The sequence below is a fragment of the Bradyrhizobium sp. AZCC 1610 genome, assembly GCF_036924515.1.
Classification (GTDB): Bacteria; Pseudomonadota; Alphaproteobacteria; order Rhizobiales; family Xanthobacteraceae; genus Bradyrhizobium.
Genome location: NZ_JAZHRR010000001.1, coordinates 672,155 through 684,828 on the forward strand (window position 1 = coordinate 672,155; position 12,674 = coordinate 684,828).

General features: G+C 63.8%; 9 protein-coding genes and 1 pseudogene. 1 reads left to right on the forward strand and 9 read right to left on the reverse strand.

Annotated elements, in window-relative coordinates; genetic code table 11:
* Window positions 1-37: 37 nt before the first annotated feature.
* The 7 genes and pseudogenes from V1279_RS03330 to V1279_RS03360 form a co-directional block, all read right to left on the reverse strand.
* Entirely contained in the window at window positions 38-1,483 is a 1,446-nt protein-coding gene (locus tag V1279_RS03330) for a M16 family metallopeptidase (protein WP_334432442.1), read from the reverse strand.
* Entirely contained in the window at window positions 1,405-2,796 is a 1,392-nt protein-coding gene (locus V1279_RS03335; protein WP_442894723.1) for a M16 family metallopeptidase, read from the reverse strand. The genes V1279_RS03330 and V1279_RS03335 overlap by 79 nt, the downstream gene beginning before the upstream one ends.
* 163 nt (window positions 2,797-2,959) lie before the next feature.
* Entirely contained in the window at window positions 2,960-3,673 is a 714-nt protein-coding gene (locus tag V1279_RS03340) for a hypothetical protein (RefSeq protein ID WP_334432445.1), read from the reverse strand.
* Window positions 3,674-3,765: 92 nt separating this feature from the next.
* Window positions 3,766-4,263: a signal peptidase II gene (gene lspA, locus V1279_RS03345; RefSeq protein WP_334446186.1), complete on the reverse strand. Its 498-nt coding sequence runs from the start codon at window positions 4,261-4,263 to the stop codon at window positions 3,766-3,768.
* Window positions 4,264-4,785: 522 nt separating this feature from the next.
* Window positions 4,786-7,770, reverse strand: a pseudogene (gene ileS / locus V1279_RS03350) (isoleucine--tRNA ligase); the annotation flags it as partial.
* 193 nt (window positions 7,771-7,963) lie between these two features.
* Entirely contained in the window at window positions 7,964-8,518 is a 555-nt protein-coding gene (locus tag V1279_RS03355) for a sugar O-acetyltransferase (protein ID WP_334432447.1), read from the reverse strand.
* Complete coding sequence (locus tag V1279_RS03360; protein ID WP_334432449.1) at window positions 8,515-9,498, reverse strand: bifunctional riboflavin kinase/FAD synthetase; 984 nt, start codon at window positions 9,496-9,498, stop codon at window positions 8,515-8,517. Before V1279_RS03360 ends, V1279_RS03355 begins: the two co-directional genes overlap by 4 nt.
* A 222-nt stretch (window positions 9,499-9,720) precedes the next feature.
* Between V1279_RS03360 and V1279_RS03365 the strand changes: the two genes are divergently transcribed.
* On the forward strand, window positions 9,721-10,116 hold the full coding sequence (locus V1279_RS03365; RefSeq protein WP_057835874.1) for a response regulator: 396 nt from the start codon (window positions 9,721-9,723) through the stop codon (window positions 10,114-10,116).
* A gap of 291 nt (window positions 10,117-10,407) precedes the next feature.
* Here V1279_RS03365 and V1279_RS03370 read toward each other — a convergent pair whose 3' ends face one another.
* The gene (locus tag V1279_RS03370) at window positions 10,408-11,340 is read right to left on the reverse strand and encodes an MBL fold metallo-hydrolase (protein ID WP_334432451.1); all 933 of its coding nucleotides are present in this window, start codon (window positions 11,338-11,340) and stop codon (window positions 10,408-10,410) included.
* 95 nt (window positions 11,341-11,435) lie between these two features.
* Window positions 11,436-12,653, reverse strand: coding sequence for an NAD(P)/FAD-dependent oxidoreductase (locus tag V1279_RS03375; protein ID WP_334432453.1), 1,218 nt, complete (start codon window positions 12,651-12,653; stop codon window positions 11,436-11,438).
* Window positions 12,654-12,674 lie beyond the last annotated feature (21 nt).

Below are 12,674 nucleotides of genomic sequence, written 5' to 3' on the forward strand. Positions count from 1 at the left end.
GGGACAAGCCCGGCCATGACGGAGAAAAGGGGGAGGCCTAGTTCGCCTTCGGCGGCGCCGCGGCGGGCTGGGCGGCGGCTTGCGGGGCGCGGCCGACGATGACGGTGAGCAGGCCCTGGCCCCACAGCTTCTGCGCGGCCTTTTTGGCGTCGTCGAGCGTCACGGCGTCGACGAGGGCGTTGCGCTTTTCGATATAGTCGATCGGCAGCTTGTCGAGCTGGTACTGCAGCAGCGCCTGGGCGAGCTTCGAGGAGGTATCGAGCGCCAGCATCTGCGAGCCCTTGAGGTAGGACTTGGCCTCGTCCAGTTCCTTCTGGGTCGGGCCTTCCTCGGCCATGCGGCGGATTTCCTTCTCGATCGCGTCGACGGTCTCGCCGGCGCGGTCGGCGCGGGTGCCGGTGTTGCCGATGAACAGGGCGGAGCGATCCATCCAGAGCAGGGATTCGTAGACCGAATAGGCCAAGCCGCGCTTTTCGCGCACCTCCTTGTAGAGCCGCGACGACAATCCGCCGCCGCCGAGGATGTGGTTGACGACATAAGCGGACATGAAATTCGGATCGTGGCGGCGAATGCCGGGGCCGCCGAACGTCACCACGGTCTGCGGCACGTCGAGCGGCACGAACGCGCGTTGCGGCGGCTTGGTGGCCTCGACATCGGCGATCGCCGTCAGGTTGGCCTTGGCCGGCAATCCGCCGAATGTCTTGTCCAGGAGCTTGCCGAGGGTGTCGGCATCGACATCGCCGACCACGGCAATGCGCAAGCTATCCTTGGCGATCACGCGGCGAACGTAATCCTTCATGTCGGCGACGTCGATCTTCGGTACGCTGTCGAGCGTGCCGTTGCCCTGCCTGCCATAGGGATGATCGCCGAAGGCTAATTCGAGGAATTTGCGGCTCGCCAGCGAGGTCGGGTTGGTGGTGTCGCGGCGCAGCCCGGAGAGCACCTGCGCGCGAATGCGCTCGACGTCGGTGGTGTCGAAATGCGGCGAGGTCAGCGCCAGATGCAGGAGGCCGAAGGCCTCGTCCTTGTTGTCCTTGAGCATGCGGAGCGAGCCGCGGAAATAATCCCGGGTCGAGGAGAAGCTCAGTTCGATGGCGCGGCGCTCGAGGCGCTCGTGAAAGGTTTTGGAATCGAGATCGCCGGAGCCTTCATCGAGCAGGCCGGCGACCATGTTGCCGACGCCGGACTTGCCTGATGGGTCCTGACCGGCGCCGCCGCTGAAGGCATATTCCATTGCAATCAGGGGCACGGTGGCGTCCTGCACGAACCAGGCCTCGATGCCTCCAGGCGAGACCAGCCGCTGGATCTTTGCCGCGGCGTGCGACGGCGTCGCCGCCAGCAACAGCAGCACGGCGCCGGCGATCAGGCCGGATGCGAGGCGCTGCGCGCCAATCGAAAGACGGATCACGAGCGCTTCTCCTCGCGTTTCGGCGCGGCATCCTTGATCAGGTAGCCGGTCACCGAGCGTTTGCTGTCGAGCCATTTCTGCGCGGCGTCGCGGACCTGTTCGGTGGTAACGGCGCGAATCCGGTCCGGCCAGCTCCTGATATCGTCGATCGAAAGCCCCGTGGTCAGCGCGCCGCCATACCAGCGCGCCAGCGTGGCCTGATTGTCCTGGGCGTAGATCGCTTCCGCAATCAACTGGGTCTTGACCCGCTCGAGATCCTCGGCGCGGGCGGGATTCTGGATGATGTCCGCAATCACGCCGTCGATCGCCTGCTCGATCAGCGAAAACTCCACGCCGGGTTTTGGCGAAACCGAGATCGAGAACTGCGAGGGATCCAGCGAAGTGCCCTGGTAACCGGCGCCGGCGCTGATCGCGAGCGGACGGTCGATCACCAGCGCGTGGTAGAGATAGGAGTTGGAGCCGCCGCCCATCAGTTGCGCGAGCACGTCGAGCGCGGGGCCTTCGCCGGCCGCAGCCGTCGCGGAGGAGGGGACGAGATAATAGCGCCGCAGGCTGGTCTGTTCGACGCGCGGATCGGACAGCGTCACCGTGCGCGGCGCGGCAGGCACCGGCTCCTGCGGGCGGACGCGATGCGCTGATATCGCCGGCTGCGCCGGGATGCCGCCATAGGCCTTTTCCACCATCGGCCGGACTTCCTTGGCGTCGACGTCGCCCGCGATCACCAGGATCGCGTTGTTCGGCGCGTAGAAGCGCTTGTAGAACGCCAGCGCATCCTCGCGGTCGAGCTTCTCGATCTCCTGGCGCCAGCCGATCACGGGGCGCCCATAGGGATGGTTGAGATACAGCGCCGCCATGATCTGCTCGGTCAATCGGGCGTCCGGATTGTTGGCGACGCGCATGTTGAATTCCTCGAGCACGACGTCGCGCTCGGGCAGCACGTTCTCATCCTTGAGGATGAGGCCGGTCATGCGGTCGGCCTCGAATTCCATCATTTTCGCCAGCTGCTCGCGCGGCACGCGCTGGAAATAGCCGGTGTAGTCGAGTGAGGTGAAGGCGTTTTCGTTGCCGCCGATCCGCAGCACGGTCTGGGAAAATTCACCGGCGGGATGCTTGGCTGTCCCCTTGAACATCAGATGTTCGAGGAAGTGCGCCAGTCCCGATTTGCCCGGTGTCTCGTCGGCGGAGCCGACCTTGTACCAGATCATCTGCGTGACGACGGGCGTGCGGTGATCCGGGATCACGACCACTTGCAGGCCGTTGTCGAGGGTGAAGCTGGCAGGACGTTCCGACGTGACCGTGGTCTGGGCGAATGCGCTACCGGTGGAGAAAGCAAACGTCGAGATGAGGGCTGCAACGAGAGAAGCGGCAAAGCGGTGTGGGGACATCATGACCTATCTGGCGCGCTCATTCCGCAAAACTGGTTACCGGTCTTGCGAGCGGGAATTCGCGCAAATGTTAGAAGTAACCCGACAAATCGGTTCGGGATCAAGCCGCGGCATCGTACACCGCGCCGGTACCAGCAATCGTCACGAAGGCGAGAGATGAGCTTAACTATTCGCCATACTTGCCGGCGGCCGGATTGTATTCCTTGTTGAGCGATTCCTTCGGTCCGGTGCCGTAGGCAAAGTTCGACGACGGCGTCTGGTAGCCGGGCGGCGGCTGCGTCAGCGAATCCCGCGTCGGCTCGCCCTTGAACGGAGCCGTCTCGGTCTTGCTGCCCCCGAACAGGCCGCTGAAGCCGCCGCTATAGCCGAGCTGCGACGGGCTCAGAATCGGATTGTTGTTGTTGGTACCGGGTTGCACCGGATCGTTGTCTTTGCGCGAGGGCGCCGCGGTCTTGCCCACAGCGAGTTCGGCCGGCGTCAGGACGCGGGCCGCTTCGCGCGGGTCCTTGTTCTCTTTCTTGCGCGCTGCGGCAGCCGCCTTTCGGCGCTGCAGGTCGGGATCCTTCGGCCAGTTCGGCGCCGTCACTTCGGCCGAGGAGCCGGCCGGCGGCGGCAGGTCGAGCTTAGGAGGAACCACGAGCGGGGAGCGCTCACGATACTCGATGCCGCGGTTTTCCATGTTGGTGCCGCCGATGCCGCGCATGATGCCTTCGATGATCTTTTCCTCGAAGGTCTTGTCGTCTTCGTCCTCGTCGTCAGCCGCGCGCACGGGGCCTGCGGCCATCACGAGGCCGATGCCGAGGGCAATGGCGGCAAACCGCAGGGCCCGGCTCAGCGAGCTGGTCTGCAGCATCCAGAAGCGGGCTTCGGTCTCGCGCATCGCGCTGTTCCCATTCACAATTTCTGCAACACGCGGGGGCCGGCTTAAGGGGCGTGATGGCTCCATACCGCAGGGGTTCGTATCAGCCGGGATCAGGGCGCTTTTGCGGCGGGTACCCCCAGGAACGAGTCATACAATAGGCCGGCTACCCCGGCAACAATGGCCACATCCGCCAGGTTAAACACGTACCAATTGAAGGTTTTTCCCCCGATCTCGAGGTGGAACAGGGCGAAATCGACCACCGCGCCGTGCACGAAGCGGTCGATGCCGTTGCCGACCGCGCCGCCGATGATCAGGCCGAGCGCCAACGTTGCCAGCAGCGTGCTGGAGCGCGCCATCCAGATCCCCAACACGATCACGGCGATCGCTTTGATCGCCATCAGCGCGAGTTGGGCGAACTGGTTATCGCTTTGGAACCAGCCAAAACTGATCCCGATATTCCAGGCCAGCACCAGGTCGAAGAACGGCGTGACCCTGACCGCGCCGCGATGGGCGAGGTCGAACACGTAGAGCAGCCAGAGTTTCGAGGCCTGGTCGATCACCAGCGTCGCGATCGCGGCAATGGCGCCGGCGCGGAGGTGAGGGGTCACGAAGCGCTCCTTGCCGGACACTTATCTGGCCTTCTTTTTCTTTTTTGCCTTGGTCGCCGGCGGCTTCCTTCCCGGCTCCGTGGTCGTCTTTTTCTTCTTTGCCCTCCTGGCCGCCGTCCTTGCTGCCGCCTTCTTAGCCCCCTTCGTTGCCGAAGAAGCTTTCCTGGATTTGGCAGCCTTCTTGGCCTTGGCTTTTTTGGCTACGGCTTTCGTGGCTACGGCTTTTTTGGCCGTGGCTTTCTTGGCCTTCTTGGCTTTGGCCTTTTTGGCATTGGGCTTCTTGGCTTCGGCTTCAACGGTCTTCTCGGCTTCGATGGCCTTCTTGGCCGCTACGACCTTGTTGGCTTTGGCCGGTCTCTTGGCTTCCTCAGCCTCCGAGCTTTCCAAAGTCTTCTTGGCTCTGACCTTCTTGTCGGGCTTGGTTTCCTTTAGTACCGGCGCTGGTTCTACGTGTTGCGTCTCGATCAATGCAACAGGCTCGGCGGGCGCTTTGACGGCATCGACCGGCTTCCCGCCTTCGGTAAGCGCCTTCCACTCGCGCAAGGCCTGTGCATCGCGCGGGGAGACGTCGGGATATTCGGCGTCTTCACCGACGGTCGGCAGGATCTTCCACGACCGGGCGCACTTGGTGCCCACTGCCTTCTCGACCACGACAGCGACATCAGGCACGTCGGCGAGCTTGAATGCGCTGGCCGGGGCCTCGTCGTTGGTCACCATCGCATTCGAAGTGATGCAGACTTCGGCCAGATCGACATCGAACAGCGTGTTGAAGATGTTCTTGTCCGATACATAGACCAGCGGCGAGGCCTCCAGCGATGAGCCGATGTTCTTGGCCGCGCGCTCAAGTTCGAGCGCACCGGTGACGACACGGCGGACGTTGCGAATGATTTCCCACTTCGCGGCGAGCGCATCGTCGCGGAATTCGTCAAAGCCTTCCGGGAACAGGGTCAGGTGCACCGAGGCTTCCGCGTCCGGCTTGTACATCCGCCACGCTTCTTCGCAGGTAAAGCTGAGCACCGGCGCCAGCCAGCGCAGGATCGCGTCGCAGATGATGTCGATCGCGGTCAGCGCCGCCTTGCGCGCGACCGAGGATGGTGGATCGCAATAGAGCGCGTCCTTGCGGATATCGAAATAGAACGCCGACAATTCGGTGTTCATGAACGCCGCAAGCGTCGCGACCACCGTCTTGTAGTCGAACTCGGCATAGGCCTGGCGCACGATGGAGGCGCGTTTCGCGAGCTCGTGCAGCATCAAGCGTTCCAGCTCGGGCATGTCGGTGCGCGCAACCGCATCGGCGGGATCGAAATGATGCAGCGTGCCGAGCATCCAGCGGATCGAGTTGCGCAGCTTGCGGTAGGTTTCGATAGTGTTCTTGAGGATCTCCGGCCCGATGCGCTGGTCGTCGGCATAGTCGGTGGCGCAGACCCAGAGGCGGAGAATATCCGCGCCCGAATCCTTCATCACCTTCTGCGGCTCGACCGTGTTGCCGAGCGATTTCGACATCTTGCGGCCGTTCTCGTCCAGCGTGAAGCCGTGGGTGAGCACGACGTCATACGGTGCGCGGCCACGGGTGCCGGCGCTTTCCAGCAGCGAGGAATGAAACCAGCCGCGATGCTGGTCCGACCCTTCCAGATACATCACGGTATCTTCGCCGCCATCGATCTTGCGGACGATGTTGCCGAGATTGGGGAAATTCTGGCGGTCCTCCAGCACGAAGGCATGGGTCGAGCCCGAATCGAACCAGACGTCGCAGATATCGTCGACTTTCTTCCATTCCTCGCTGGCGCGCGGCCCGAGAAAGCGCTCGCGCGCGCCGTCCATGTACCAGGCGTCGGCGCCTTCCTCCATGAAAGCTTCGACGATGCGCTGGTTGACGATTTCGTCCTGCAGGATCTCGGCGGAGCCGTCGCCCTTCTCGCGCACGAAGACGGCGATCGGCACGCCCCAGGCGCGCTGGCGCGAGATCACCCAGTCCGGGCGTCCGGCGATCATGCCGTTGATGCGGTTTTGTCCAGCGGGCGGCACCCATTGCGTCACCGAGATCGCATGCAGCGCGCGGCCGCGCAGCGTGTCGCCTGGCTTCGCCTTGCCGTCGACAGTGATGTCCTTGTCCATCGCGATGAACCATTGCGGCGTGTTGCGGAAGATCACCGGCTTCTTCGAGCGCCAGGAATGCGGGTATTGATGCTTGAGCCGGCCGCGCGCGAGCAGCCTTCCGACCTCGACCAGCGCCTTGATCACGGCCTCGTTGGCGTCGCCTTTCTCGCCCTTGTCGTTGATCACGCGTTTGCCGGTAAAGCCCGGCGCATGGTCGGTGAAGGCGCCGTTCTCATCGACGGTATAGGGGATGGCGGTGTTGATGCCGCGCGGCTCCAGATCGCGCGCGTTCGCCGTCCAGACGTCGAAGTCCTCGCGGCCGTGGCCGGGCGCAGTGTGCACGAAGCCGGTACCGGTGTCGTCGGTGACGTGGTCGCCGGGCAACAGCGGCACCGTGAATTCGTATCCGCCGCCGAAGCCTCGCAACGGATGGGCGCATTCCACCGCGTCGAGCGTGTCCCCCGGCAGGTCGCGCACCTTCTCGTAGGCGGTAACGCGCGCCTGTTTGAACACTTCTCCTGCGAGCGCATCGGCTAGGATCAGCACATCGCCGGTCTTTGCCCAATTATCAACGGGCGCATCGGTCACCTTGTAAAGACCGTAGGCGATCTTCGGCGAGAACGAGATGGCGCGGTTGCCCGGCAGCGTCCACGGCGTGGTGGTCCAGATCAGCACGGACGCTTCCGCCAGCGCGCCGTGCGCCGGGGAGGTGACCGGAAATTTCACCCACACCATGTCAGAGGTGTAGTCCTCGTATTCGACCTCGGCTTCGGCCAGCGCGGTCTTCTCGACCACGCTCCACATCACGGGCTTGGAGCCGCGATAGAGCGTGCCGTTGGCGGCGAACTTCATCAGCTCGCGCGCGATCTGCGCCTCGGCCGGATAGCTCATGGTGGCGTAGGGGTGATCCCAGTCGCCGATGATGCCGAGCCGCTTGAACTCCTCGCGCTGGACGTTCAGCCAGTGCGTCGCATAAGCGCGGCACTCTTTCCGGAACGCCACCATCGCGGTGGAGTCACGGAAATCCGGCTTCGGCTTGCCCTTGGAGCGGTAGTTCTCTTCCTCGATCTTCCATTCGATCGGCAGGCCGTGACAGTCCCAGCCCGGCACGTAATTGGAATCGAAGCCCAGCATCTGCTGGCTCCTGGTCACCACGTCCTTGAGGATCTTGTTGAGGGCGTGGCCGATATGGATGTTGCCGTTGGCGTAGGGCGGGCCGTCATGCAGCACGAATTTGGCGCGGCCGGCGGCGTCCTCTCGCAGCTTTTCGTAGAGGTCGATCTCGTTCCAGTATTTGAGGATCTCCGGCTCGCGCTGCGGCAGGCCGGCGCGCATCGGGAATTCCGTCTGCGGCAGGAACAGGGTTTTTGAATAGTCAGTGACGTCGGACTTTTGCGGCTTTTGGGACATGAATGCTCTGGTTTGGCTCATAACGACGCTGCAATCGCTGATATGCGGGTGAAGCACGGAAATCCCGGTCTTGCGCCGAGCGGATCGCTCAGGCGGAAGCCGGGCTGCTAATGCTGATGGTGCGCCGCGCAAACATGGGGCTTTTCCATAGCAGCCAACCGGGAAATCGCAAAGCCCCGCGGCCGCCCTCCCGTCAGGCCTGACGCGGCCGAGCAGGGTTGCCGGCAACCGTCTGGCCCGCGGCAACATCCCGCGTGACCACGCTGCCGGCGCCGATCACTGCACCGTCGCCGACCGTGACGCCGGGCAGGATAATGGCGCCGCCGCCGATCCAGACATCGCTACCGATCCGCACCGGGCGGCCGAATTCAAGGCCGGTCCGCCGTGTATCGGCGTCGCGCGGGTGGTCGGCGGCGTAGATTTGCGCCGCGGGCCCGATCTGGGTGCGGTCGCCGATGACAACTTCGACGACGTCGAGGATGACGCAGTTGAAGTTGAGAAACACCTCGTCGCCGAGCCGGATGTTGTAGCCATAGTCACAAAAGAACGGCGGGCGGATCACGGCGCCGGCGCCGACACGCCTGAAATGGGCCGACAGCAGCGCGTGACGCTCGGCCACGGGGGCTGCCAGCGCCGCATTGTAGCGCGCGAGCCAGGCCTTGTTGGCGGCGGCATCCGCCTGCAGTTCGGAATCGCCGGGGCGGTACAGCTCGCCGGCCAGCATTTTTTCTTTTTCCGTCTTGTTCAACCGATCGCTCCGAGCCTGGGAAAGGCGTCCGGCGCCGCGGCCAGTGCCGCGCGCGCCCTGGCGCTGTCGTCATCCATCTGGCGTATCAACGCTTCGATGGTGTCGAATTTCAGCTCGTCACGGATGAAACCTATGAAGGCAATGTCGAGGACAGCACCGTAGAGGTCGCCCTTGAAGTCGAACAGGAACACTTCAAGTAGCGGCGCGCCGTTATCAAAGGTCGGGCGGCGGCCGAAACTGGCCACGCCATCGAGCCGCACCTGATCCTTTCCCTGCCCAAGGCCGACCCGCACCGCATAGATGCCATGCTTGAGGCTGCAATTCTTGTCGAGGCGGATATTGGCGGTGGGGTAGCCGAGATCGCGGCCGCGCTTCTCGCCATGGATCACCTCGCCGCTCACGAACCACGGCCCGCCCAGCATGGCGGTGGCTTCGTTGATCTGGCCCTCCGCAAGCGCCATGCGGATCGCGCTGGAGGACACCGGCCGCTCCTCGATATCGACATGGGCCTGGACATCGACCTCGATGCCGAGTCGCGGCCCCTCGCTGACCAGCAGGCTCGGCGAGCCGGCACGGCCCTTGCCGAAATGAAAGTCGTAGCCGACCGCAATGCCGCTGACGCCGAGGCGCTCGATCAGGTCATGGTGAATGAAATCTTGCGCCGAGGTTCCGGCGCGGGTCTTGTCGAAGGTCATCACCACGGCACCGTCCAGCCCCGTCCCGGCCAGCAGCCGCAGCTTGCTGGCCTCATCGGAGAGGCGGAATTGCGGGCTGTTCGGGCTGAAAAAGCTGCGTGGATGCGGCTCGAAGGTGACGGCGAAAGCCGGCTTGCCGTGGGCGCGGCCCATCCGCAGGGCAGCGTCGATCACGGCCCGGTGCCCCAGATGAACGCCGTCGAAATTGCCCATGGCGACCACGGCCCCGCGGGGGATCTCGGCGGCAGGGGTGGTGTCTCGGATAACGGTAAAACCAGTCGTCATTTCAGGAATTCTTCAGGGATTCTTGGGTCTCGGTGAACGCGGCCGGACCGTGACGCGGCGCCACCTTCGAAGTCAAGCGGGCGGGGTCGTATCAAAACGGGCGCAATCCGCCCACGCCCGGTTAACTGGCTGTTTAACGCCTGATGCTAGAGCTGGGGGGAGGACTGCGGGTCGCGCAGGCCTGCCGAATATTTGTGGCGTAAGCGTTGAGTGGGGGAAAAGATGGCGGTTGATTTGTCCATGCCGGTTCTGGTGGTTGATGACTACAGCACCATGATCCGCATCATCCGAAATCTTCTGAAGCAGCTCGGCTTCGACAACATCGACGATGCCAGCGACGGCTCGGCGGCGCTGAACAAGATGCGCGGCAAGAAATACGGGCTCGTGATTTCCGACTGGAACATGGAGCCGATGACCGGTTACGACCTCCTCAAGGAAGTCCGTGCCGACCCAAATTTGGCCACCACGCCCTTCATCATGATCACGGCGGAATCCAAGACCGAGAACGTGATCGCCGCCAAGAAGGCCGGCGTGAACAACTACATTGTCAAGCCTTTCAACGCGGCGACGCTGAAGACCAAGATCGAAGCGGTCTTCCCGGACATGGCGACGGCGTAAGGCGTCTGGTCTCCAGTTCGCTCCAATTCTCGTGATGCCCGGCCCAATCCCGGGCATTGCTGTTTTGGCCGGTTGCGGCGCGGACGCATAAATCTGATTGATTGCTGCTCGATGTCCAACATGCGCCACTTGGGCGACATCTCTAGTTTATCCGACGTCCGCTTTGCGCAGAAGCGGACTTCCTTGACAGCGTCCACTTCACGTCTCTCGCATTTGAAATGGTTGAGCTAGGGCATGCACTCATTAACGCCATGAGTACGCGCCCTAGTTCGGACCTAATTCAACAAGCGGTCAGTAGTCCCAGAAGACCGGTACCCAACGAAAGACGTCGCCGTCGACCGCCACATGGCCGACGGACGGGAACGGCAGGTGAGTGGCCACCAGCAGCCCACCGGTCTCAGCCAGTTCCCGCAAAAGACTGATACGAACGCGGGCCGACTCCTCGGGGTCGTGTTCGAAGCCGTTGTACCACTCGGGGTGTTCGAACCCGACCGCGAACACGAGGTCTCCGGCAAATGTCAGCCGGTCGCCGCCGGACGCCACGCGGACCACGCTGTGCCCGGGGGTGTGGCCGCCGGTGCGAGTGACGACCACTCCCGGCGCCACCTCGTACTCCTCCTCGAACGGCCGCAACTGGCTGCGGTACTCTTTCACGAACCGCTTGGCGGTCGACCGAAGCGCGTCCGGGAAACCCGGCGGCATGGAGACGTGGGAGAAATCGGGCGCCTCCCAGAACTTGACCTCGGCGGCCGCCACGTGGATCCGCAGGTCCGGACGCAGTTGGTCCTTCACCCCGTCGACGAGCAGCCCGCCAATGTGGTCCATGTGCATGTGGGTCAGCACCACGTCGGTCACGGACGCAAGATCGATGCCGGCGGCCTCCAGTCGCTTGATCAATTGCCCGGCCCGCGGCAAGTGCAAGTCCGGGTCGAGCCCAAGCCCTGCATCGACGAGTATGGTCCGGTCGCCGCTACGCACCACGACCACGTTCAGCGCCCAATCGTAAGCGTCCGGCGGCAGGAACATGTCTTTCAGCCAGGTCGCCCGGACGGCCGAGTCGATGTTGTGTGCCAACATTGCGGTTGGGAGCGGTAGCACGCCATCGCTGACCACCAGCACGTCGATCTCGCCGACCCGCACCGCGTAGCGCGACGGAACCAATTCGTCGGGTCTCGATCCGCCGGGGTTTGAAGTGTTGTCCAGGCTCATGTTGTGTAGGTTCATGTTTGTCTCCTGTTTCATGGTAGAGGCTACTTGCTGGTCTCGGTTGTGCAGGCCGCGCAGCCAGCGGAGAGCGCGGCCCGTTTCGCGTGACGGGTCTAGAAGAAGCCAGTCACATCAGTCACACGCTCCGGATCGGCCGAGGCCAGCGCGGCAGCACGCTCGGCCTTCGGCGGATAGATCCAGACGGTGTTGATCTCCTGCTTGGTCTTCTTGCCGACCTCGCCGACCATCTCGACCTTGCGCTCCCAACCGAGCGTGAACAGCGCGCCGGCTTCTCCCAGGTCGAGACAGGTGACGTAGGCCTTCTGGTGATACGGCTTGGTCCGCACGCCCAGCAGCTCCGCTGCGGCGTTGTTGCCGGCAAAGGCGCCCATCCGCGTGGCGTGCTGGCACGACATCAGCGCGTAATTGCCGTCATCGTCGCATGCGGCGCGAGCGGCATCGCCGGTGGCGAAGACGCCTGGTACCGACGGCACGCGCAAATCGCGGTCGACCAGCAGCCGGCCGAAATTGTCGCGCTCGGCAGGAAGCTGCTGGGTCAACGGCGCGGCGCGAATACCGGCTGCCCAGATCACGGTCTCGGCTTCGATGCGTTCGCCGTTGGAAAGCGTGACGCCGGATTCGTCGAGCGAGGCGACACCGGCGCCGAGTCGGGTCTCCACCCCGAGTTTGCGCAGGGCGTCCTCGATGACGGGGCGGGGGCCTTCGCCCATATCGGGTGCGATCGTGCTGTTGCGGTCGACGATGATGACGCGCGTCTTGGCATCCTTGCCGAGGACCGCACGAAGCCGGCCGGGCATCTCCGTCGCCGCTTCGATGCCGGTGAATCCGCCGCCGGCCACGACCACGGTGTCGCGCCCGTTCTTCGCCGGCCGATTGGCCAGGCGGTGCAAATGTTTATCGAGCGCAATTGCGTCGTCGAGCTGGTCGACGCTGAAACCGTGTTCGGCGAGGCCCGGAATATTCGGACGGAACAACCGGCTGCCGGTGGCCACGACCAGACGGTCGTAGGAGAGCGTCTTTCGCTTGCCCTTGGCGGTCGCGACTTGCACCATACAGGATTTGGTATCGATCGTCTCGGCGCTGCCTTGCACGTAGACGACATCGATCGCCTTCAGCACATCCAGTAGCGGCGCCGTCAGTGTTTCGGGCTTCGGTTCGTAGAGCCGCGGACGCACGACGAGCGTCGGCTCGGGCGCGATGAGCGCGATCTCGAGCTCCTCGGGTGAAACGCCCTTGATGTCGCGCAGGCGCGCTGCGGAAAGGGCGGCATACATGCCGGCGAAGCCGGCGCCGATGATGATTAGTCGCATGTGATTTACTCCTGTGGTTGA